Below are 24,097 nucleotides of genomic sequence, written 5' to 3' on the forward strand. Positions count from 1 at the left end.
AGAGACTGAAAGATCGGTTCAGCGACCACTACCAAGGGACACAAAAGCATCACCGACAAAAATAACTTTCTCAATACCATTCCCTTGTTTTGATGCAAAAATGCGAAATCGTCATATCGAAAGCTGAATATAAAGATGACAGATTTATTTATCGACGACCACCCTACGCAATGGCAAGTTTATTAAATAAATCCGCCCCCTTTTCCCTCATCCTTGATTATGGAGCAACCTATTTTAAGTTTACTTCAGCTACTTTGATGGCGGAGCGACCGCAATCTGCCTGGCACGATCAAGGGTCAGACGAATCAAGCAACTAGCCGATTGCTCACCATATATAGATTTTACACACTCGAGATCCCGAAGTTTCATCCAAGCTCGTTGAACCTCACGAAACGCGGTTTTCTTTTCGTCGCTTAAACGATATGCCTTATCATGGTAAGCCGAATTAAGCAGCGCATCCGCATCCGCCAAAACCAACTGATAAATATCGCTCTCTTGCACTATTTTGACTTGAGGTAAACTCTGAGGCAGATCCGCATCCCAGTTGTTCAATCCATTATTGTCATCAACTCTTAGCTTGACCGTTTTATTATCAAACCACCCATATTGATTTTTTGTCTGCTCCGACTTGTAAAGCAACTCAATATAAATTGGATCGCTTCCCCGCTGTGGATCATTTAGCAGAGTCTGCTTTAAAACACTGACATTTCCATTTCCCTCATCCAGTTCGAAAGAAAAGCAAGGGTTTGGCCCAGGCTGAGCAGCTGACTTGCTAGCACGCATACAGGCCGCTCGAGTGGAGCCGCTCGGCTCATTACTTCCCGTTTCTACATCTTGAATTCTAATTAGTAGCCTCAGGTTAGGGGCCGCAGAATAGTCGGCTTGTAATATCTTCGCGGAATAGAACGGTTCTGCTTGAACGGTAGCGACGCCAAATACAAAAAGTGCCGAGCACGCCAAGAAAATTACATTTTTAACCACAGAGAATAATTCCATTTTATTAAAAAAACGGGGACAGTTTTATTTATCGAAAGCTAAACCTACCTTACAAATAAAATCAGTCCCCTTTTTGCTTTTATAAGCGCAAACAGCATTTTTCCTGTCGCTAATCAGTTATTTATCACCAGATGCAACATAATAAGTCTCAGCGTGCTTAAGCAACGACAGAAAGCTTCTCCTCACCTCATTCGTGTCCTTTTCCTCGCCACATGTCTCTATAAAAAAAACATGATTCCTGCCGGCCTCAAATGATGTGGTAAAACAGACGGCACCTAAAAAATATACGCCCTCTACTCCAGACCAATTGCTACCAGAGTACAGGTTTGCTTTTGATAGCGGATGCGATCCAGCTCCAACTTTCAATCCATCTTTCTCTTGCACATAATCGCCAGCTATTGCATCCGCCAGAGTCATATCTTCGCAGCCGACCTTGATATCCCGCACCCTACCGTCTTTATATTTGTACTTAACAATAGTCTCGCCTTCACTTGTTTTCCCAGATGAGAAACCAGCGAAATCTTTTACCTTCATCACACAACCATTGCTTTCAACAACTAGATTCTCTCCAGCGTACGCCAGCAAAAACGAGGACAACAAATACAAAGCCGCGACCTTAATCACTGTTTCTGCCTCTTAATAAATGAAGGAATTGATGCAGGCAACTCTCCGGGCACTGGAAAAGGGGGCAGATTTATTTACTACAGCTAACCTAGCTTACAAATAATCGCCAACTTTTCTAGCAAAAAATTGGCTTCTTTATTGTTAGCGATGACCAGCTTTACCCCCCTACCCAATTTCATCCACGCAAAGGCTTTATTTTCTCAAACGCCTTCTTTATATCGTCAATAGTAGGGTCCATTTTATTAGAGGACTTAGGCACACATACAGATAATGTCGCTGTCGAGCGCCCCACGCCAACAAGGCCATAAAAACAACTAAATTTTAAGCCCGACTTCAAGATTGAAAATTTTTCCTGCGCTTTGCTAATGCTTTCTTCTGAATCCCACAGAATAAACGGGGACATTGTCACTCGCAGCTCTGCTGCCCCAAACGCAACTGAACGTTCAACGTTCACCTTTCCTTTCTCAGAAACTTGTTCAATAGCTCCATTTACCGAGTAATTATAAATATAGCCACCTTTTCTACTAAAGCGCCCAGACTCCTTTAGCGCATTTCGAAATGAAATCGGCCGAATGGTAAAAGTGTTTTCCTCAACGAGAATTGGCGGACTTAGCTCTACGAGAGAAACCAGCTCCCCATAACAAACATTATTCTCTGATTTCACCGTCACTTTAAGCCCAGGTATTTCAGGTATAAATGCCCCACAAGCTTCTAATGAATCTGCGTGAGCAACACCAGACACCAGAATGGAGGCAATCAGCCACTGCCATAAAATGCGTAACCTCATCACAAGACTCTCTTACGGAATACACCAGGCGGAGTGGTTACCAACTCAGACAATACATAGTAGGATTATTGGAAAAATGGTCGACACCAAACCATGTGAAAAGACGCCTAGTAAGTTGCCTTGTCAGTGTTAATATTTTGGGGGAAAGAGGACAGATTCAATTATCTATAGTCAACCTACCTCATAAACAAATCTGTCCCCTTTACGTAAAAAAACAAATCTCCCACTTTTTATTCGACCTATTAACAAGACCCCACGCAACCAACAGCGCCTGATCAGGCGATGATAAACACCCTATTCTCTACTCTGACTCCCCTTCATACTTCTGAGATCCGGCATCAAACTTCCAAATGTGCGAAGTGGTTAAAGGCTTGCCACCTTTTTGCTGAATACTGCCATCCGAGCTCCGCTTGTAAGAATATATCTTTATTTCCTTGAAAACGTTCTTTTGTTCGTTCTCTGGCTCCACTACTTCTACCTTGGCAAAGTAATCTGCACCAAGCAATTTCAGATAGCCATGGCACTGGAGTAAAAAACTAAAAACTTGATCTCCACTTGAACCAACACCTGTTGACGCTTCAAAAATAAAATCGTCATTTCCATCATTATTCAGGTCACCGACATACATGATGCGCCCGTGATCGATCAAAAACTCCTTTCCATCTTGCGTTGACAACACCTTCGTCTTACTGCTTCCAGATTTCCAATCAGTAATAAAACTTTTTGAATCTTGTTCCAGATTACACACATCACCCACAGAAGACCATGCAGCTGCCGGAAGCAAGCTAATCAACAGTAAAAAATATTTCATAGATCACACATCCATAATGAAGGAATTTCTACCAGGTCTTACAGCACCTTGAGGGAGGTTAACGCCATATAAAATCGCATTAGTGATGGAATCATTTAGAGCTGCAAGCTTCCTTTGAATTTCTTCGGTCAATGCGCTTTCGTGTGCATCCCCCCAACTGGCGACTGGCAAGGCCCAGTTGACCTGACTTGTAGAGTCAATCACAGATTGAATTGCAGGAGCAACACGTGATGATCCGCTAACGACGTGAGCGGGGCGATAAACGTGCCAGCGAAGCAATATGGCGATTGCTTTTTCTGAAGTGAACACAGCGCCTAGCGTGCTGACGACCTCATGCCCAGCAACTCTAAATTTCACTTCTTTTTCTAAGATTTTGCTAAGCCGCAACTTAGTCATTTTCCACATGGCTTTACGGTATGCATCTATTGTTCGCCCGGCCATGCTGAACCTATAGTGCCAGTGCCAGGTCTTCATATAGTGCGCGCCTTCCTTCGTCTTTGGTAAATCCGAAAAATCCGTTTCGGCGCTAAGCTTCACCCATGAGTTATATGTGCGCACACCAGTAGAATACATTCCAGCCTCCCCCCACTGAAGAACGGTGTCTAACCCAAACTTTCCAAAGGCCTTTTCAAAAGCCTCCGGACTTATGCTTTTGAAATAGGCAATAAAACCTGGCAATTCTCCATCAGCATATTCCGAACCAAACACACCCATCGTCCAGTGGCAAGGACCTGCGGATATAAGTGCGTTATCCCACGCGTTCAAAACATCAAATCGGCCATAGCACTCTGCCTCAGCCACCACGCGCATCGCCCGATACGTAGAGACTTTTGCACTGTTCACTTCAGCACTGTTGTATGGTGCACCTGAAACATTTAAAACTGACATCTCAGCTTCAGGCGACCAACTGTGCTTAAGGGCTGTATTGGGCCCACCAAAAGTTCCTGACTGATAATAGCCTAATGTCTGATACTCTAGCTTATTACGTGTACCTGGGTAATCGTAATAACTAGTGAAGTCCCTGAAGAATATTCGCGGCGCACCACTTGTGAAACTATCATGAGCCCATAAATTACACCCATTTTGAGCCAATTCGGTCCGAACCCCAGCGGATGTGTTATTCCACGCCTCAATTATTACCGGGCATCTGTAGTCATTATCTAGCCAATGTTCAATTGCGGCTCGCGTAAGCTCGTTGACGACACCACTAATAGGACCAGCATAGACAGATGCATTTACTACAGATTGAAGACTATCGACGTAATAACTAACAGGCCCCACAGTCTCACCAGTTACTACCGCTGTCTTTCCAGCTTTTGCCACTATGGAAGCAGCGCTATCAAAATACACGTCCATATTATTAATCTTTACCGGCGCACCCGTCGCATCAAGTAACAGTTGTCCTTTTTTCTCTTCTCTTACCTTAGCGACCTGTGCCATAGACGCATATATCTGAAACTCTCTAACGGCCCATTCAGTACGACCACCGAAACCTCCATCAGGTTTACCCACAATGGAAAACCCTAAGGTAGTCAAATCCTCTTGGAGTTTCCTCACATGTTCTGGGACACCCAAGGCTGCACTACTACCCAAAAATGCAGCCGCTGTTTCAGCGGGCACTACTGCCAATACTGGGTTGTCGCTCCCTCCCCAACGGGGGGGCTTGTTTTGTGCTGGTTTTCCATCATGATCACCCCGACGGAGATCAAAACTTCCATAAATCATTGCTTACTCCATTATGCAATATGTTGATCTTCCAGACGCTTAACATCGCTGGAAGAAAGATAATCTTTATCTGTTAACTCGCATGAGCGATGGAAACAACGAGTGGCGTACTTTGTTTTCGGTCCGTTTTCACCGTCGATTTTTCCGTCATAGAAACCAAGGTTTTTAAGTCGCGACTGGAGTCCCTTAACATCCGAGGCTTCCGACTGCGCTTTTAAATCCAGCTCCCACACCCATGGTTGCGATTCTGCACCGAATGGATAAAACGTAAGTTTTCCCTTCTTCGCATCAGGTGGAACTGGCTGGTCTACAAAACCATCACCAGAAGTCGTGCCTTTATAGGTTACGCCGTCCACTTCCAACGTATAGGGCTGTCCTGCGATCCCTTTTTTGTCATATGGACGTTTCATCTGAATGCGGAAGCTCTTTTTCTCAGCCTCTACCGGAGGCGGTGGCGGCGCATTCCCCAACGCCTGATCCATCAAACTCCCCGCCTTATCCTTATCCGCAGCCCCCGGCAACACAGGCGGTTTGATCCCAATCCCCGTCCCCGATCCCGCCGCCCCACCGGCATTGATCTTCACAATCGGCCCAACAACCGTCACGCCACCGCCATCCAGCTTGATAAAGCTGCCACCACCCAAGATGGTCAGCTCCGACCCTGCCTCGATAACAATCTTCGCCCCAGCCTTCAGGTGAATCTCTTTCCCAACGCTGGTCAGTTGAGCGGTGCCGAGCTTCACATGCTGGTTCTGCCCAATCGTCAGGTGATCATCCACCCGCGCCTCAACCTTACGGTCGGACACAGTGGTGCGGTGTTCCTCGGCCTTGAGCTCGGTGTAGGTGTTCTTCACCACCGTGTCGTGGCGTTCGTTACCCACGCGAATCTTCTGGTCATGCTCAATGTTTTCATCCCAATCCCGCTGGGCATGGATGAAGATCTGCTCCGCGCCTTTCTTGTCTTCAATCCGCAGTTCATTGAACCCGCCGCCCCCCGGTGAGCTGAGCGTTTTGAAGACGCTGCGAGTCTTGTTCGCCGGCAGGTCGTAGGGAACCTGGTTTTCCTTGTGGTACAGGCAGCCGGTCACCAGCGGCTGATCGGGGTCGCCTTCGAGGAAGGTGACGAGGACTTCCATGCCGATGCGCGGGATGACGATGGCGCCGTAGCGGTCGCCGGCCCAACTTGAGGAGACGCGCATCCAGCAGCTGGTTTTGTCGTCGGCCTGGCCTTCGCGGTCCCAGTGGAATTGCACTTTGATGCGGCCGTATTGATCGCAGTGGATTTCTTCGCCGGCGGGGCCGGTGACTTTGGCGGTCTGGCTGCCGAGTACGCGGGGCTTTGGATGTTCCAGCGCCGGGCGGTAGAACACGTCCCACGGGGTGGCGAGGAAGCGGTTGCGGTAGCCCTGGTGGAAGTCGTCTTTGTTGTCGGTGGTGTCGCTGGTCACCGATTCTTCGAGGACTTGCGGCTGTTTGCCTTCGTGGACGATTTCGGTGAGCAGCCAGAGGTCGTTCCACTCGGTGCGCGGGTGGTCGGACATTTCCAGGAAGTGGCCGCTGATCAAGCGGGTCTGGTCGCCGTGGCCTTCGGCTTGCTGGTAGTCGGCGCGGTGGCGTTCGAGGGCGCGCTGGCTGAGGAATTTGCCGCGCGCGCGGTCGAGGAAGCGGCCGGGGTAGTCGTAGTCTTCGAGGTCGGGTTCGTCGCTCTGAACATCAGGTTTGTAGGCCGCTTCGAGTTGCAGGCGTGGTTTTTCAAAATCGTAGTCGCGGCGGGTGGTGCGACTGGTGCGGGTTTCCAGGCGCAGTTTGAAGCCTTTGATCACCGGCTCGTCGGCGACCATGCCGCTGCCTTGCACATAGGCGGTGGGCTGGCCGAGTTTCGGGAACACGGTCTGGTCGTCGCCGAACACCAACAAGTGAGCTTTTGCGCTGTGCTGGAAGTGGTAGTGAATGCCTTCTTCTTCGCACAGGCGCTGGACGAAGTGCAGGTCGGTTTCGTCGTACTGCACGCAGTAGTCGCGGTCCGGGCACGGCTGGCTGAGCTGAAAGTTGTAGGCGTTGCCCTTGATGCCGTGTTCTTCGAGGATCAGCGCGATGATTTTCGGCGCGGACATCTGCTGGTAAATGCGCTGGTTGGTGCGGTGATGCAGGTATTGCAGCTGCGGCACCAGGGAGATTTTGTAGCGGGTCAGGCGTTTGCCGGCGTCACCTTGGGCGACGCGGTAGATCTGGCCGTGGATGCCGGAACCCTGCGGATCGAATGCGAGGAACGCCTGCTTGTGCAGGAGTTTTTCCAGGTCCAGATCGGGGTTTTCGCTGACCAGTTCAATGTCGAAGCGATACGGCTGGCTGATGCCTTCGGTGCCGGTGAACGACAGCACTTGCAGGTCGCCCACGTAGTCTTCGACAGTCAGGCTGAAGTGGGTTTCGTTAGCTGAGTTGAACATTGCTTGCTCCCTGTTCGGTAGTCATCCGTTACGCCCGAAGTCGCAGACGTTGCAGCAAAGACGAAGTGGCGCCCATGGCGTCACGCAGTTGGGCGGCGGTGATCGTTCGATCGGCCGCGTCGAATGCCAGCGCCGTTCGCAGGGCTGGCCAGCAGTGTTTCGGTAGATTCCGGGGTGCGTGCAGTTCGCGGTCGAGGTGCGCGTCGCGGGCCTCGGTCGAAGGCAAGCGCCGGAACGGGTGTTTGCCGCCCGCCAGTTCGTAGAGCACGCAGGCCACACCGTAGACGTCGGCGCTGGCAGACAGCGGCTGGCCTTCGAGCAGTTCGGGGGCGGCGTAGCCCGGGGTCCAGGCGTTGAAGCGGTCGCGGCTCAGGTGTGGCAAGCCAGGGAGGATGCCCTCCTCGGCCTGGCCCAGGCCGAAGTCGAACAGGCGCACGCCCTCTTCGCAGAGCATCACGTTGCTCGGTTTCATGTCGCCGTGCAGTACGCCGCGCGCGTGGGCGTAGGCCAGGGCGTCGAGCAGCGGCAGCGCGATGTCGCGCAGTTCTTTCCACGGCAGGCCCAGGGGCCGCTCGCAGAGCAGTTTGTCCAGGGTCAGCCCACGCATGAGTTCCATGGTGATGAAGGCGCGCTGGCAATCGGTGTCCACTTCAAAGGTGTGCGGTCGCAGCACGTTGTCGTGGCGCAGTCGTCGGGTCAGGGCGAACTCGCTGTAGAGCAAGGCGCTGGCGTCCGGCGATTCGGCAAATTCTTCGCTGAGGATTTTCAGCGCGATGTAAGGGTCGGGATCGCCGAACTGTTCGCTCAGCAAGTCCCGTGCGCGGTAAACCGCGCCCATGCCGCCGGCACCGAGCAGGCGCTCGATGCGGTAACGGCCTGCGAGCACGTCGGGCATTTCGCCGACACTGGCCTTTGTAGGCGCCAGCGCGGGCTCTGCTTTATGCGATTTAGCAAACGCAAAGTAAGTCAGGTTACTGTCTTGCTCTTCGCTCACCAGCAGGTCGTCGAGCGGCGGCATGAGTTGAGTCATTGGCGGATCACCACGGCAGTCAGGTTGTCCCGGGCCGAGCCACGCAAAGCGCCGTCGAACAGACGCTCCAGCGCGACGTGTGGCGCGGTCAGGCTCAGGGCATTGCCCAAGGCATCAGTGCTCAGCCCGTTGTACAAACCATCGCTGCACAACAGAAACGCATCGCCGGGATAGACCTCGAGTTCCAGCACGTCCAGCGTCAACTGCTCGGCCGCCCCGACCGCACGGGTCAAGGCGTGGGCGGAAGGATGCGCACGGGCGTCTTCGAGACTCATGTGTTGCTCGTCGATGAGTTGCTGTTGCAGTGAATGGTCCTTGGACAGCTGATACAAACGCTGGCCGCGCCACAGGTAGCAACGGCTGTCGCCGGCCCAGATGCAGGCCGCGCGATTGCCGTCCACCAGCAGCGCCACCACGGTGCTGCCCATGATGCTGTCGTGGCGCCCGGCGGTGACGGTCAACTCCTGACCCAGGCGGCGATTGAGCCAGTGCAGGCACTGGCGAATGCCTTTGAGTCGTTCGTCGAAGTCATCCTGCGCCGGCAATTCCGCCAGGCTGGCGACGATCAACTGGCTGGCAACATCGCCACCCTGATGACCGCCCATGCCATCCGCGACCACCCATAGCCCCTGCTGTGGACAGTCGAGAAAAGCATCTTCGTTGCGCGCCCGAACCTTGCCGGCATCGGTACGCGCAGCGCTGCGCCAGGGACTGGCAACCAGCATCAGAGCTGCACCGGCATACGGAAGGTGCGCAGCACACCCATGTCGAACGGGTTTGGCGTGCGCTGGCTCGACAGCAAGTAGTTGGCGCGCAGGCCGCCCACGTCAGCTTTCAGCACCAGCACATCACGACCGCTCAGGTATTCGGTCTGCATCAGGTCGAACAGGCGGAACAGCGACCACGGGCCGGTGTTCTTCTCGATGCCGATCGGGCGGCCGGCCATTTTGTCGAGGACCAGGCTGGTGCGACCGTCTTCAGCGTCGGTCGGCCATTTGAACGACACCGGCACGATCGGGCCGTGGCGGTATTCGATGGTCTTGTCGCCGAACTTGAATTCGGAACGGCTGACCGCCGGGTCGAGGGTGTACGGCTCCAGTTTGAACTGCACTTGCGGCTCGGCCGGGTTGATCGAGAAGAAGCTCTGGCGAATCACTTGTGCCGCGGCCATCTGGTCGAGGTAGAGCTTGGAGATCGGCATGCTGTGACCGTCGATGCTGCGCAGACGGTAGTTGCCTGGATCGCCGCTCACGAACGGACGCATGTAGGTATCAAAGAAGCGATCGGCAATGCCCTGCGCCTTGAAGAACTCGCGGAAGTCGCTGATCGCCACGTCGCTGGTGCTGTGGGCGCTGAACGGATAACGCTTGTTGATCGCCTTGCCGTAGAAGCTGTAAAGCTCGCTCTGATAACGCTGGTTCAGGTACTGGTAGGAATCGTTGAGCACCAGACGCCAGGTATCTTCGGCCAGCACGTTGAACCACACGCTGACCGGGCGCGGCAGACGGTTTGACGCATTGCGCAGGTTGCTCAGCGCATCACGCTGGCCGCTCATGCGGGTCTTGGCCATTTCGAATGCAGCCTGCTCCGGCGCACTGGCACGCGCCAGGCTCGCCAGTTGCATTTGCAGGTCGTTGAGCGCGTTCAGTGCCGGGGTCAAATCAGCGGCCGGGCCGTTGTTGTCATCCAGCAAACGGTGCAGCGGTTCGAAGCGGCGTTGCAGGGATTTCTTCGCCGTGTCCGGCAGGTTTTTGACCGCTGCCATGTCCGAGGCTTTGTCCGCTGCGGCAGACGCCAGTTTGCCCAGCTTGCCCAACTTGCCTTTCTGCTCGCCCAGTGCGGCGGCGGCATCAGCCGCTTGATCGACCGCCTCGGCTTCCACCGGGAACCGGGTGTTCTCACGCACTTCCACCAGCAGTTGCAGCACCGGCGAGTTGGCCGACGTCAGGCCAGCCAGTTGCTCGGCGCCCTCGCTGAAGTCGCTGATCGCGGGCAGTGCAACCTGGCCCACGGCTTCGCTCCAGAAGTTGGCGTAGTCGCGGAAGTACAGTTGCTCCAGTTCGACCATCAGGCGACGCAAGTCCATGCCGCTGATGCCCGAGCCTTCGCCCAGCACCCAGTTGTCACGCAGGATGTCGGTGACCAGCGCCGAGCCCTGGACCGAGAAATACTGCTGATAACCCTGTTGGGTGTAGAAGCCCGGGATCACGTATTCGGTGCCGACAAACAGCGCACCCTGCGGGCCCAGGTGTTGGCTCAAACGGTATTCCGGCAGGTTGCGGGCCTGCTCGCGCAGCATCCGGTAAACCACGTTGGCCAGCGATTCGCTGCGCAAGACCTGACGCGCCTGCGCCACCAGTTGATCGTTCAGCGGGTAGATAAACGGCTGCTTCAGCAAACGCTCGAAGTGGGTGTTCAGACCGTTCTGCACCGCGGTGTTCCCGGCGTAACGCTGGGACCATTCGGTGGCGACCCAATCCTTGAGCCACGGGCCGTCACGACGGTCTTCCATGTTCAGCATCAGGTACGCACGCAGGCTGTTGAGCAGGCGTTCGCGGTCCTTCATGTTGGCGCGGATCTGCCCTTCCAGCAGGGTCGCGACCTTCGGCAGCAACTGCGTTTCGAGCTCGCGCTCGTAAGCTGCCTTGACCACCGGATTGACGTCTTCGCCCTGATACAGACCGCCGCGTTCGTGGTACGACACGTCGCCCTTTTTCGGGAAAACCTGAGTCGCCGCGTAGCTGGTGTCGAGGGGCTTCAGTACGGCCATGGAATCATCACGCGCGGTCAGCGCCGAGCGTTGTTGCGTCCAGGTTTGCGCCAGGTTGCGCAGGTTTTCCAGACGCTCATAGTTCGCCGAGAAACCGCCTGCCCACAGCAGACCAAACAGGCCCAACGCCGCCAAAGCACCGACGTACAACGCACGCTGGCCCCAATGGATGCGACTGCGTTCGCGCTTGTCCAGACCGGCCAGATCGGCCTCGGGGAAGATCACCCGGCTGAGCAAGTGATGAATGAACCGCGAGCGGCCACTGCGCAGGGTTGGCAACACGCCGGAGTTGATCCCCAGATTCGCGCCGATGCCGGCGGTGGTCTGGTCCATTTCCTGGGTCAGGTGCGGTGCGCTGGTCAGGTAGAAACCGCGCAACTGGCTGACACGCTGATAGCGGTTGCCAGTGAACGCCATGTCGACGAACAGGCACAGGCGCTCGCCGATCTGCCCCAGTTGATGCGGGAAATCGAGGATGCGGCCACGGCGCTGGGTGTCGCGCTCCTGGTGCATGCGCATGATCACCTGACTGTTCAGGCGACGCAGCAGCTCTTCGAACTCGGCGCGCAGGACGGTGACGTCGGTGCCGCTCTGCTCTTTGCGGAAGCTGGTGCCGAGCACCTGATCGCTTTCTTCGCGGGTCAACTGATCGAAGAACTCGTCGAAACCGAGCAACTGGTCAGCCTTGCTCAGCACCAGATAAATCGGCACATCAACGTGCAGTTTCTGATGCACGTCTTGCAGGCGCGCACGCACTTGGCGAGCCAAGGTGTCCAGATCCTGCTCGGTGTCGCCCAGCAGCATTTCCACCGGAATGGTCACCAGCACGCCGTTCAACGGACGGTTGCGGCGACGCTTGCGCAGCAGGTCGAGCAAGGTGCTCCAGGCGCTGCCGTCGACTTCGGCATCCGGCTGGGTCAGGTAACGCCCGGCGGTGTCGATCAGCACACCGTGGTCGGCGAAATACCAGTCGCAATGACGGGTGCCGAGGGTATCGCGGGTCAGTTTGCGGTCGATCTTGTTGATCGGAAACTCAAGGCCCGAGAAGTCCAGCAGGCTGGTCTTGCCGCTGCCCTGCGGGCCGATCAGCAAGTACCACGGCAAATCACTGCGCCAGCGTTCGCTGCGGCCGCGATACAGGCTCGAGGTCTTCAGGGTTTTCAGGGCGTCCTTGAAACGCTCCTTCAACTCCTTCTGCTCTTCGTCGATCTTCTCTTCGCGGCGGATACGGTCCTGACCGTCTTCAGTGTCTTCGACCGCTTTCTTGCGCACACCGGCGCGCCAGCTGACGAAAACCATGGTCAGGCCCCAGATCAGGAACAGCACACTGATGGTCAGCAGGCGGGAGGTCGAGCCTTCCCAGAACTTGTAGTCATTGACCGCCAGCAGCGGCCCGACGAACCACACCAGCAGCGCGACGAACAGCACCAGCAGCAAGGTCCAGACCCAGGTCTGACGCACGAAGGCGCCGACTTTCTTGAAAAACTTTTTCATCACACGTCCCTGTTTACGGCTGCGACTGCGGCTGGACCGCGGCGGAATCCAGCGGCTGATAAGGTTGCAGAACGGTGTCGCGCTGCTCGCCCAAGACCCAGGCGAAACCCGAATACATCACCACCAGGCAGACCACGGTGAACAACACCACCATCCACGCCGGCACGATGCGCACCAGGCTGCGGCGCTGATCGTTCAAGCCTTCCCAATGCGGCGACAGTTCGCGAGGCACGTCGCCGCGCAGCTGACGAATCTGCCGATACAAGGCATCGCGGATGCCTTCGAGTTCGAGCATGCCGCGCGCCTGCACGCGGTACTTGCCTTCGAAACCGAGGGACAGGCACAGGTACATCAGCTCCAGCATCGGCAGGTGCTTGACCGGGTTTTTCGACAAGCGATCCAGCAACTGGAAGAACTTCTCGCCACCGAAGGTTTCGTTGTGGAAGCTGCTGAGCAGGCTCATCTGCGACCACTCGCTTTCGTTGCCCCACGGCGTGGTCACGACGGCTTCGTCGACCACGGTGCAGAGCACGTAACGGGCGGCCATCACCTGGCTGCTTTCGGCGCCGTTGTGCAGTGCGCGCACTTCAAACAATTTCAACCCGGCAGTCAGGCGCTCATTGAGCGCGTACATGTCTTCGCGGGTGTCGCTGTGTTTGAGGCGCACCACTTCCGACAACAGGTCGGAACCGGCGGCCACCAGCGAATTGAGGCTGATGTTGAAGGACTCCGCCGGACGCAGGCGTGCGGCGTAGATCATCCGTTCTTCGAGCTGTTCGAAACGCGGCGGTGCAGCGAAGTCAGTCAGCGGACTTTGCGCCGGGCCGTGGCCCTGGCGGTCGAGCAAGACGGTTTTATCGTCCTGATGGTGTTCCATGTCCTTGATCATGTCGGTCAGTTCCTGATGGCCCAGAATTTCAGTTCAAGCTCGGCGAATTCGCCGGACACGTGGAACGCGAAGCCGCCGGAGCGCTCGAGTTGTGCCAGGTCTTCGGAACTGAGTTCGAGGATGAAATAGGTTTTGTTGGAGTGGAACGCGATCTGCCGCGGGGCCACCGGCAACGGTTTGACCTTGATGCCCGGCAGATGCAGGTTGACCAGTTGGCGGATGCGCTCCACCGGGCCGACCTTGAGGTGCGCCGGCAAACGATGGCGCAGTTCTTCGGAGTCGCAGTTGGCACTGGCCGCGAGCACGAACGACGCCGAGCCCAGCAGTTTGTGGTCGTGCAACGGCGAGACGATGATCCCGTACTGACGCGCTTGCAGGACCAGCTCGATGGCGTGCTGTTCGAGCACCATCGACAGCACCTGACGAATCGCTTCCATCAGTTTGCGGAAGCTCGCGCCCTGGTCGCTGTGCTGGTAACGGCTGTCCAGGCGCGGACGTTTGCTGTCGCTGGAGAAGGTCGCCAGATCGCCGAGCATGGTCAGCAGCGTGCGGTACAACTCTTCCGGGTGAACCTGCTCCAGGCCGAGGTAGTGACGCAGCAGCAGCTCGGTGCGGTTGATCAGTTGCAGCATCATGAAGTCGCCGACTTCCGCGCCACCGACCTTGCCGTTGGAGCGGATGCGCTCGGCAATGGTGTCGCCCCGGTGACCGAGCATGCTGATCACTTCTTTCAGGCACGACAGCAGGTAGCTGGAGGAATGCGCCTGAATGTAGGTCGGCACGAAGTCCGGGTCGAGGCTGATCACGCCGTCGGGCGTGGTATCCAGCACGTCGCAGATCTTCAGCTTCACATAGGCCTGATCGCTCTGCTGCTCGCCGAGCAACAGTTTGAAGTCCGGGCGGCCGCAGCTGACCTGGCTGGCGGAATCGTCGCCGGCGTTGGAGTCGGCGACTTCGGCTTCGTACGCGGTGTAGCGCGCCAGCACGTCGGATTGCTCCGGACGGCGGGACTCGATGTGGTTACCGGTCACCAGTGGCAACGCGAGGTAGATCGGCGTGTTGCCGGTGTTCGGCGGCACGTCCAGCGCCAGCGGCTCGGTGTTGCCACCCAGTTCGAACAGGCTGCCGTCCGGCAGGATCCCCGAGGCCTGGCTGATCACCAGTTTGCCCATGTTGAGGAACTGCAAATCGATGTCGAGATTCAGGAAGCCCCAGGTGTAACTGCCCAGCAACTGGGTGCGGGTCTTCATCTGGTGGTCGTAGTAGCGATCGTTGTGCTGGAAGTGCTGCGGGCGCAGCAGCATGCCTTCCTGCCAAATGACTTTATGGGAATTCATGATCAGTCATCCGCCTTGGCGAGCGTTTCGTTGCTGTTGCGAATACCGGCCTGATCGAGGGTCAGGTCAGCCTCGGTGACTTCCACCGGCGTGACTTGCACCGTGTAGCGCCATTTGGTTTCCGGCAGGTCGCGGTAGGCCGCGAGGATCCCGACGTAACGGCTGCCCTCTTCCACGCTGAGCTTGAGTTCGATGGTTTCACCCGGACGCAGTTCGAGTTCTTCGCTGGCCACCAGGTCCGGGGCCAGGGATTCCTTGGCGCGCTCGTACAGGCTGAAGAAATCGGCGTTTTCAAAGGTCACCGGGTGCTTGAGCTCGAACAGACGCACGACGATTGGCGAGGGACGCCCGTTGAGGTCCGGGTTCAGCTGATCGCTGCCGGTGAGCTTCAGGTTGACTTTGGTCACTTTGGAATACGGCGACAGCGACGAGCAGCCGGCCAGCAGCACCACGGCCATGAGCACGGTCAGCATCTTGAAAAAAGCGGTCGAGCAGCGAGACATGCGCATCATCCTTGGTGGTCGGTGTGAAGGGTGGAAATCAGGCGGATCTGTTCTTCGTACGCCTGAGCGAAGTCGCGGGCCAGCAGACGCTCGCTCCAGTCATCGTCCTGACGCAGAGCCTGGTGATAACGACCGTAGGCTCTCCAGCGACTGCCGGACGTGGCCAGCAACGGCTTGTTGTCGCGCTCGAACCGCAGGGTCAATTGCTGCGGCGAGAAATGCTCCAGCGTGCCGCGAACGGCGGCGCGGCTGGCGGTCAGCAGCGCAACCTGGTGCGCCTGCAAATCGCGGAACGCGCGAGAAATCGACTGCTCCGCCGGCAACTGGCCGGGCTTGTTCGGCTGTAACAGAATTCCCAGCGCTTCACCGGCATCGACGGCGAACTTCAGCGGGTTTTTGTGGGTGCCCTGCACGGTGGTCTGGGCCAGACGCAGTTCGTTTTTCAGTTCGCTGCGGGTGCGCAGGCTCTGCTGCAAACCGCCGACGCTCTGCTTGAGCAAGCGCGCAGCGTTCAGCGCCAGGGCTTCGCGGGCGTCGTGGTCGAGGCCTTTGAGGTCCACGCCCAGCGCGGCGCCGAAGTGCTCCCAGAAATCTTCGCTCTGACGCTCACGCGCTTTCGGCACCGGGGCGGGCGCAGGTTCGGCCGGGGCGTCGATCAGCTCGGGCACCATCAGGCTTTCCATGTCGATGCGCGCATAGTCGGCGCGTTGACGGGTGTCCTCGATGGCGTTGCTCGGGGAGATCAGTTCGTCGATTTCCGAGTACACGCGCTCTTGCTGATCAAGGGCGTTCAACGGGTCGAGGTCGAGGAACGCGTCGTCCGGAATGATGCTGCCCGCGGCTTGCGGGCGGCCGACTTCCACGTCGAACGTCGCCGGGTCGCGCACCAGCCGTGCACGGATCTCGAAATCACCCAGCACGTAGGTGCTGCCATGCTCGATGCGCATCGGTTCGCCCTTGCGCAGGCGCGCGCCGCTTTCGCCATCCTGGACACCGTTGCTGCTGGTGTCAGTCAGGAAGAACGTCCCTTCGCGAAAGCTGATGTCCACATGGTGATTGGACAGATGACGTTTGCGATCCGGGATGATCCAGTCGCAATCCTCGCCCCGGCCAATCACGCCACCGGCCTGTTTGAAGGTCTTCTGGCACAGTTCCGTGGGCACGAACTGCTTGGTGTTGAGCATTTCGAAAACCAGTTCCATGGTGATACTCCTTGCGGTCACTTGCCGCGATTGACCGCCTGCGGATCACCCAATGGGCGATAGGTGTTGTCGTTGAATTTGTAATTGCCGCTACAGCCGCCGAGGCCGCATAGAACGACGAGGGTCAGCAGGACGGCTTGCCAGTGACGAACAGACATCAGAGGGTCTCCAGGGGTAGACAAAGCACAAAGCGCCGGCCCGGTTGGGCGGCGCTATCGAAAGCAAATGAAATGGGTTGTGGGGCTCTAATACGGTGGTTAGAGCCGATCCCCCGTGGCGAGGGAGCTTGCTCCCGCTCGGCTGCGCAGCTGTCGTAAATCAACGAATGCGGTTTGACTGAGGCACCGCGGCGCATGGTTTTGGGGCTGCTGCGCAGCCCAGCGGGAGCAAGCTCCCTCGCCACTTGGAATGTGCTGGCCTCAGCAAGCATTCCAGCCAGAGTTGTTGGTGGGTAGAAAATGGGCTCAGCCATCGAAATCACCCAAATTGATATTCAGGCGCCCGAGGCGGTACAGCAGCGTGCGGCGTGGCAGGCCGAGTTCGCGGGCGGCGAGGGTCTGGTTGCCGTCGTTTTTGCGCAGGCAATCGAGCAGCAGGCTGCGTTCGACCTGCTCCAGGCGTTCGCGCAGGTTCAAGCTGTTGTCTTCCGGCATGGCTTCCATGCGCAGGGAAAAATGCTCGGCCAGCAATTCACCGCCCTCACACAGCAAAACGGCGCGTTCGACCAGGCCTTTGAGTTCGCGCACATTGCCGGGGAAGGTATAACCGGACAGGTGATCCAGCGCCGCATCGGACCAACGCACCGCGTCGCGCTGCAAAAACGCACACGCCTTGTCGGCGAAATGCCGGGCCAGATCGAGGATGTCGCCTTCACGCTGACGCAGGGCCGGCAGTTCGATCGGAAATTGCGCGAGACGGTAATACAAGTCCTCACGGAATTTGCCTTCACTCACCAGCACCGACAAATCCCGGTGCGTCGCGGCGATGATGCGCACGTCGATCTTGTGGGTGTCGTTGGAACCCAGCGGGCGGATCTCGCCTTCCTGCAACACGCGCAACAACTTGGCTTGCAGCGACAACGGCATGTCGCCGATTTCATCGAGCAACAAGGTGCCGCCATTGGCCGCGTCGAACAGCCCGGCGCGGTCGCGATCAGCACCGGTGAACGCGCCCTTGCGGTAGCCGAACAGCTCGCTTTCCAGCAGGTTCTCGGGGAACGCCGCGCAATTCTGCACAATGAACGCCTGGGACCGACGCGGGCCGCAGTCGTGAATGGCGCGGGCGACCACTTCCTTGCCGGTGCCGGTTTCGCCGCGCAACAGAACGGTGTAAGGGCTGTGCAGGACTTTGCTGATCAGCGAATAGGTCTCGCGCATGGCCTTGCTCTTGCCGATCAGGCCGTAACCACTGGCACTCGGGACGCTGGCCTTGAGCGGTCGTGCATCACCGGTCGGCTGACGCAGACGGTGCAGCAAATGCAGTTGGCCGAGCACAAACGAACCCAGTTGACCGAGGGAATCGGCAAAGCCTTGCAGGTCGATGTGCCGGCGGCTGGCGCACAGCAGCAAACCTTCGACCGCCTTCTGCTGATTGACCAGCGGCACGCACAGCAGCGACTGCCACGGCGTGGCCTGCGGCGGCAGGAAGCTGGTTTCGTGCAGGCTCCCGCTCAGTTCACCGAGGCTCACCACACGGTTCTGGCACAAGGCGAATTGCAGCAGTTGTTCACCGTTGTAATCCGCCGGAAGGCTCGCCGATTCGCGTGGTTGCAGGATGCCGTTCAGGCACTCGGCGTTCATCCCCAGGCAGGTGTGGGTCGCGTCCAGCAAGTACAGCTGCGTCAACTCGCACCCGCTCAGCTCCGCCACCCCGCGCACGAAGTCACCCAGCAGCGCAGCGCCGTCCGCCGCCCGCGACAGGCTGGCGAACTGCGCCAGCAAGGCTTCGGCATACACCAGCGGCTGCGGCACTTGAGTGAACATCACACCCACCTCAGGCGAACTCGCAGGTCACGCTGGCGCCGCCGTCGAGCGTCGCATGGACACGCTTGAGGCTTTCCCCGGTGGCCATCGCATCGAGCAAGCGGTCGGCCACCAGCGGCAGCACGTGCAGGTCCAGCAAGTGATCGATCAGGCGTGCGCCGCTGTCGCTTTGGGTGCACCGCTCCGCCAGGTGATCGACGAGGTCTTGCGAGTAAGTGAAATCCAGCTGACGACGGTTCAGGCGCTCGCCCAAACGACCGAGTTTGATTTCGATCAGCTCGCGCAACACCGGACCGCCGACCGGGTAGTACGGCACGACGCGCATACGCGCCAGCAGCGCCGGTTTGAAGTGTTTGCTGAGCACCGGGCGAATGGTTTCTTCGAGCACTTCGGCGGTGGGTCGTGCGCCGTTTTCGCAGAGCTCGCTGATGCGGTCGCTGCCCAGGTTCGAAGTCATCAGGATCAGCGTGTTGCGGAAATCGATCTCGCGCCCTTCGCCGTCGTTGGCCACGCCCTTGTCGAAGATTTGGTAGAACAGGTTCAGTACGTCCGGATCGGCCTTTTCGACCTCATCGAGCAGCACAACGGAGTACGGCTTCTGACGCACGGCTTCGGTGAGCATGCCGCCCTCGCCGTAACCGACATAGCCCGGTGGCGCACCGATCAGGCGCGAGACGGTGTGTTTCTCCTGGAACTCGGACATGTTGATGGTGGTGATGAAACGATCACCGCCGTACAGCAAGTCGGCAAGGGCCAGCGCGGTTTCGGTCTTGCCGACGCCGCTCGGGCCGACCAGCAGGAACACGCCGACCGGTGCATCGGGTTTGTTCAGGCCGGCAGCGGTGGCGCGCATCGAGCGGTCCAGTGCGTGAACAGCTTGTTCCTGACCACGGATGCGGGTGCGCAGGTCGGTGGCGAAGCTCGCGACCTTGGCGTTGTGCTCACGGGCCAGTTGCGCCAGCGGTACGCCGGTCCAGGCGCTGATCACTTCGGCGACCAGGCGCGGGCACACTTCGAAGCTCACCAGACGTTCTTTGACCTGCAACTCGGTCAAGGCTTTGTGAGTTTCGTTGAGCGCGGTTTCCAGAGTTTCGACGCTTTGCGCTGCGTCCACCGGCAGTGTTTCGATGACGGTGCCTTCGGCATCTTCTTCAACCGTGACAGCAGGCTCGACGGCTGCGGTTTCGCGGGCCTTGGCCAGTTGCTGGCGCAGATCCAGCAAACGCTCGGCCAGTTCTTTCTGTTCGGTCCACAGCGTTTCGAGGGCGACCATTTCGTCTTCGGCCTCGGCCAGGCGATCTTCCAGAGCGCCCAACGCTTCGTGATCGATCAGCAGACCGGCTTCGGCATCACGACGCAGCGCCTGACGTTGACGCCCCCCTTCAGCCAGTTCGCCGCGCAGGCGCTCAAGGCTTTCCGGCGCAGCGGCGAGGCTGATGCGTACGCGGGCGCACGCGGTGTCGAGCACGTCGACGGCCTTGTCCGGCAGCTGCCGACCGGCGAGGTAACGGGCGGATAATTCGGCCGCCGCCACCACCGCGTCATCGCGCAGGTAAATGCCGTGGCTCTTCTCGTAAACCTGAGCCAGGCCACGGAGGATGGTCACCGCTTCGCTGACGGTCGGTTCGTGCAGTTGCACCGGTTGGAAACGACGGGCCAGGGCCGGGTCTTTTTCGAAGTACTTCTTGTACTCCGCCCACGTGGTGGCAGCGATGGTGCGCAACTCGCCACGGGCCAAGGCTGGCTTGAGCAGGTTGGCCGCGTCGGAACCGCCGGCATTGCCGCCCGCGCCGATCAGCGTGTGGGCTTCGTCGATGAACAGGATGATCGGTTTCGGCGACGCTTTGACTTCATCGATGACGCCTTTGAGGCGACGTTCGAATTCACCCTTGACGCTGGCGCCGGCCTGCAACAGGCCCATGTCCAGCGACAGCAACTCCACGCCTTTCAACACTTGCGGCACTTCACCAGCGGCGATGCGCGAAGCCAGGCCTTCGACGATCGCGGTCTTACCGACGCCAGCTTCACCGACCACAATCGGGTTGTTCTTGCGGCGACGGGCGAGGATGTCGACCATCTGCCGAATCGCGCCATCGCGGCACAGCACCGGGTCGAGTTTGCCGTCGCGGGCCTGTTGGGTCAGGTTGTGGGTGAAGCGCTGCAGCAGCGATTCGCCGGGTACAGCGGGTTTGCCCGTCGCCGGTTGTTCTTTCTGCGACAGGGCGAATTCTTTCAGGCGCTCGATGTTCAGTTTGGACAGCAACAACTGGTAGCGGCTGCCGGCGTAGCGCATCGGGTTGCGCAACAGCGCGAGGATCAACGCGGCTTGCTCGACCTGGCTTTGGCCCAGTTCAAGGTTGGCCACCAGCAACGCATCCTGCAGCCACTGCACCAGTTCCGGGGCGAACACCGGGTTGCGCGAGGCGCTGTGCTCGACCCGCGATTGCAGGGCGGCGCTCAGCTCACCGGCATCCACTTCGGCGTCTTGCAGCGCGCGTGCGAGCAAGCCTTGCGGGCGCTCCAGCAGGCCCAGCAGCAAGTCTTCGACGAGGATCTTGCTGCCGCCACGGGCGACGCAACGCTCGGCAGAACTTTCCAGATCACGACGGGTTTCGGCGTCCAGCGCCTGGATAAGTTGTTGCAGGTCTACGTTGATCATTGGTCATCTGTCCTTAATGAATTTTGCTGCCCAGGGTCACCACGCCGTCCGCTTTTTCGCGGCCCAGCCAACTGGTCCATCCCAGGCGACAGGCGTTCTGCTCACCGATGCGCAGTTCGCGGATTTCTTCCTGGCGCAACACCAGGCGAATGTCGTAATCGAGTGGGTCACGCAGGGTGAACCGCACCAGCGCGCACAGCGGCTGGTAGCCGAAACCGATCGGCAGGAATTCGTGAAAGCGCTGCCAGTCGAGCTCGCGGATGTGGATACGGAATTTGCCGCTGCGGTCGCGTACGTGTTCGCCCAGCACCAGGTCTTCGCCGAGCAGGCTGTTGGCGCGGCCCAGCCGATTGCGCTGCTCGTCGAGAATTTCCACACGACGCTCGATGCACTGCTCGATGGTCAGTTCGGCGTGCTTGAAGTAGTAACGCAGCACCGCTTCGATCAGCGCCGCCGAGTGCGCCCGCAAACTGAGCAGACCGAGGTACGGCAGCAGGCGTTTCCAGTTGAGTTCCTGGGCCTTGCGGATCTCTTCGCCGCCGAGGCCGATCAAGGCAAACAGCTGCGCCGAAAATGGATCGAGCGCGCCGCTCTGGAAGCTGGCGCGGTAGCGGTACTTGCGCCAGATCGGCAGCATCAGCCGTTGCAGGCGATGGTGAAACAGGTCGAGGAAGTGGCGGGTCGGGTTGCCGTCTTCGCTGTCGCCTAACGCCTGCTCGCCGTAGAACGCCGGCAGCGGCGAACCGGAGCCGACCAGGCCGATCAGGTTGAAGCGCAGGCGCGCGCGCATCTGCCCCTGCTCGTGGAAAAACTCCACACGATCGACGTCGCTGCCGGGGAAACCCAGGCTCGGGTTGGCCTGGAATTCCAGCTGGTCGTACAGGTCGTCTTCGCTCAGGTGCGGGTGGGCCTCGCGCAGCCGGTCAACCACCAGCAGCACGGCCTGAAACAGCGAGTACTCGCGTATTCCCCGGGTCAGTCCGCTTAAAGAAGCGGCTGAAGGCCCATACGTGGTGTCCATTGGTACACCTCTCCTTGTGTACTTTTTACCCGCAGCTCGTGGTACGAATTGAGACTGGCGTAAAGCGCGAAAAACTCGTTGAGAACCGAAGCGAACACGAACAGGTCGCCCTCGCCGATATACCCTTCCGGATCGATGGTCAGCTCGGTGCGCAACCCGCGAACCGGCAACCCTCGGTGCAGTCGATCGACATGCTGGTGCTTGATCGACTTGAGCCCGCCGAGCAGGCGTTTGCTGACTTTCTCCGCGTGCTGGTCGTAATAGCGCGGCAGGTCGTAGGTTTCGAGAATCACCTTCAACGCATTGACGTCGGCCAGCGACAGATAGTTAAGCGACATGTTGCTGATCAGCTTCCAGAGGAAGTCGCGATTCAGCGGCGGCGCGAAGCTCGACGTGGCCGGGGTGATGTTGCGGAAGCTCAGGAATTCCGGTGTGTCCTCGCATGCCATGCTGATGTCACCGAGCTTGAGCTTTTTGGGCAGATTCTGGTTGGTGCACATCAGCTCGATCGACAGGGTTTCGTGGGCTTCGGTGTGACGGATGCCGAAGCTCAGGTAAGTGTCGAGGCCGTCGTGCAACGAGGACGAACGCTGGCGAATGCTGTAATGCGGGCGGCTGTTGGGCACGTCGAAACTCGGGTCGTGCTCGAAGGACTCGAACGGCACGTACTCCTGATAACCGAGGCCGCCGGGTTTCCAGCCGGTCACGGTTTCCACCGAGAACACGCCGCAGTTTTGCAGATCGAATTCGGCCGGCAGCAGCAGGTATTCGTCCTGTTTGCCGTCGAGGCGGATCGGCAGTGCGTCGTGCTTGAACAGGTTGACGATGGGCGTGCAGTAGAGCTTCACGTTGTCCAGGGTCGGACGCATCCGCATGATGCCGCTCTTGCGAATGTCGAAGCGCAATTCGAGGCCGCGCATTTGCTTGAGCGTGTCTTCCGGCAAGGCTTTGAGCAGGTCCAGACCGTTGATATCAACGAAGAGAAATTTGTCCTGGAAGGCGAAGTATTCCTGCAAGTAGCGATAGCCGCGGAAGGTGTTCAGCGGATACGGGATCAACGCTTCTTCTTCGGCAAACCCCACCGGCTGCACGCGGTCGCCGGGCATTTTGAACGCCATTGGCGTGCCGTTGACGCCGTTGATGGGCTTGCCGGCGCCGTCCAGCGGGATCAGCTCGATGCCTTCCAGGTTGCGCAACAGGCTCAGGTAAAGCATCTGGCTGATGTAGCGCTCGCCGGCGAAGTGCAGACGCAGACGACTCAGCTCCAGCTCGCCCAAGTGACCATCTGCGCTCATCTCCAGGCGCAGGCTCAACAGCGAACCGTCGCCCTTCACCGAGTAATTCAGCGCGGCCAGATCCAGCGGCAACACCTCGGTCGGGTAGCACGTGCGGAAACGGCAACGCACATCATCGACCGGCACACTCTCCACCGGCGTGTCACGCTCGACCATCAACGCAGGCCCGGAACGCTTCAACGGGTCGAACTGCAAAATGCTGAACGCCGGCAGCGGCCGCATGTAGTTGGGCCACAGCAGGTGCATCAGGGAGTGGCTGAGCTCCGGCAGTTCATCGTCGAGCTTCTGGCGCAGGCGACCGGTCAGGAATGCAAAACCTTCCAGCAACCGCTCCACGTCCGGATCCCGCCCGGCCTGACCCAGGAAAGGCGCCAACGCCGGGCTACGCTCGGCGAAGCGACGACCTAACTGGCGCAGTGCGGTGAGTTCGCTTTGGTAGTAGTGGTTAAAGGACATCGTGTGGTTGCCTGATCATAATTTAGAGTAAATTCCCACGCTGACATAAGCCGTCGTTCACTTAGTGAG

Annotated in this window: 18 protein-coding genes; all 18 read right to left on the reverse strand. The window is 58.3% G+C overall.

Annotation, left to right across the window (positions count from 1 at the left end):
* Window positions 1-249: 249 nt before the first annotated feature.
* Window positions 250-981, reverse strand: coding sequence for a lysozyme inhibitor LprI family protein (locus tag ACM6I5_RS23030; RefSeq protein WP_414884779.1), 732 nt, complete (start codon window positions 979-981; stop codon window positions 250-252).
* Window positions 982-1,113: 132 nt separating this feature from the next.
* A complete protein-coding gene (locus ACM6I5_RS23035) occupies window positions 1,114-1,620 on the reverse strand; it encodes a hypothetical protein (protein ID WP_414884780.1) in 507 nt (168 codons plus the stop codon).
* 175 nt (window positions 1,621-1,795) lie between these two features.
* The gene (locus ACM6I5_RS23040; protein WP_414884781.1) at window positions 1,796-2,407 is read right to left on the reverse strand and encodes a hypothetical protein; all 612 of its coding nucleotides are present in this window, start codon (window positions 2,405-2,407) and stop codon (window positions 1,796-1,798) included.
* 301 nt (window positions 2,408-2,708) lie between these two features.
* On the reverse strand, window positions 2,709-3,218 hold the full coding sequence (locus tag ACM6I5_RS23045; RefSeq protein ID WP_414884782.1) for a hypothetical protein: 510 nt from the start codon (window positions 3,216-3,218) through the stop codon (window positions 2,709-2,711).
* 3 nt (window positions 3,219-3,221) lie between these two features.
* On the reverse strand, window positions 3,222-4,943 hold the full coding sequence (locus ACM6I5_RS23050; protein WP_414884783.1) for a peptidoglycan-binding domain-containing protein: 1,722 nt from the start codon (window positions 4,941-4,943) through the stop codon (window positions 3,222-3,224).
* Window positions 4,944-4,954: 11 nt separating this feature from the next.
* The gene (tssI, locus tag ACM6I5_RS23055; protein WP_414884784.1) at window positions 4,955-7,390 is read right to left on the reverse strand and encodes a type VI secretion system tip protein TssI/VgrG; all 2,436 of its coding nucleotides are present in this window, start codon (window positions 7,388-7,390) and stop codon (window positions 4,955-4,957) included.
* 28 nt (window positions 7,391-7,418) lie between these two features.
* Window positions 7,419-8,420, reverse strand: a complete 1,002-nt coding sequence (locus ACM6I5_RS23060; RefSeq protein ID WP_414884785.1) for a serine/threonine-protein kinase — start codon at window positions 8,418-8,420, stop codon at window positions 7,419-7,421.
* A complete protein-coding gene (locus ACM6I5_RS23065; RefSeq protein ID WP_017341528.1) occupies window positions 8,417-9,145 on the reverse strand; it encodes a PP2C family protein-serine/threonine phosphatase in 729 nt (242 codons plus the stop codon). The genes ACM6I5_RS23060 and ACM6I5_RS23065 overlap by 4 nt, the downstream gene beginning before the upstream one ends.
* Window positions 9,145-12,684 carry a type VI secretion system membrane subunit TssM gene (gene tssM / locus ACM6I5_RS23070; RefSeq protein ID WP_414884786.1) on the reverse strand — a complete coding sequence of 1,180 codons (3,540 nt, stop codon included), beginning with the start codon at window positions 12,682-12,684 and terminating at the stop codon, window positions 9,145-9,147. Before tssM ends, ACM6I5_RS23065 begins: the two co-directional genes overlap by 1 nt.
* Window positions 12,685-12,697: 13 nt before the next feature.
* On the reverse strand, window positions 12,698-13,573 hold the full coding sequence (gene icmH / locus ACM6I5_RS23075) for a type IVB secretion system protein IcmH/DotU (protein ID WP_017341530.1): 876 nt from the start codon (window positions 13,571-13,573) through the stop codon (window positions 12,698-12,700).
* Between the two features lie 5 nt (window positions 13,574-13,578).
* Window positions 13,579-14,910 (reverse strand): type VI secretion system baseplate subunit TssK, encoded by a 1,332-nt coding sequence (tssK, locus tag ACM6I5_RS23080; protein WP_008030656.1) that lies wholly within the window; start codon window positions 14,908-14,910, stop codon window positions 13,579-13,581.
* Between the two features lie 2 nt (window positions 14,911-14,912).
* The gene (gene tssJ / locus ACM6I5_RS23085) at window positions 14,913-15,413 is read right to left on the reverse strand and encodes a type VI secretion system lipoprotein TssJ (protein ID WP_017341531.1); all 501 of its coding nucleotides are present in this window, start codon (window positions 15,411-15,413) and stop codon (window positions 14,913-14,915) included.
* Window positions 15,414-15,418: 5 nt separating this feature from the next.
* Window positions 15,419-16,615, reverse strand: coding sequence for a type VI secretion system-associated FHA domain protein TagH (gene tagH, locus ACM6I5_RS23090; protein ID WP_017341532.1), 1,197 nt, complete (start codon window positions 16,613-16,615; stop codon window positions 15,419-15,421).
* Window positions 16,616-16,632: 17 nt separating this feature from the next.
* Window positions 16,633-16,773, reverse strand: coding sequence for a hypothetical protein (locus ACM6I5_RS23095; RefSeq protein ID WP_008030659.1), 141 nt, complete (start codon window positions 16,771-16,773; stop codon window positions 16,633-16,635).
* 306 nt (window positions 16,774-17,079) lie between these two features.
* Entirely contained in the window at window positions 17,080-18,597 is a 1,518-nt protein-coding gene (locus tag ACM6I5_RS23100) for a sigma-54 interaction domain-containing protein (RefSeq protein WP_414877966.1), read from the reverse strand.
* A 10-nt stretch (window positions 18,598-18,607) separates the two neighbouring features.
* The gene (gene tssH, locus ACM6I5_RS23105; protein WP_414884787.1) at window positions 18,608-21,256 is read right to left on the reverse strand and encodes a type VI secretion system ATPase TssH; all 2,649 of its coding nucleotides are present in this window, start codon (window positions 21,254-21,256) and stop codon (window positions 18,608-18,610) included.
* A gap of 13 nt (window positions 21,257-21,269) precedes the next feature.
* Window positions 21,270-22,277, reverse strand: coding sequence for a type VI secretion system baseplate subunit TssG (tssG, locus tag ACM6I5_RS23110; RefSeq protein ID WP_031319179.1), 1,008 nt, complete (start codon window positions 22,275-22,277; stop codon window positions 21,270-21,272).
* Window positions 22,241-24,028: a type VI secretion system baseplate subunit TssF gene (tssF, locus tag ACM6I5_RS23115; protein WP_414884788.1), complete on the reverse strand. Its 1,788-nt coding sequence runs from the start codon at window positions 24,026-24,028 to the stop codon at window positions 22,241-22,243. The genes tssG and tssF overlap by 37 nt, the downstream gene beginning before the upstream one ends.
* Between the last annotated feature and the right edge of the window lie 69 nt (window positions 24,029-24,097).

The sequence above is a fragment of the Pseudomonas sp. IT-P171 genome, from assembly GCF_949767765.1.
Classification (GTDB): Bacteria; Pseudomonadota; Gammaproteobacteria; order Pseudomonadales; family Pseudomonadaceae; genus Aquipseudomonas; species Aquipseudomonas fluorescens_B.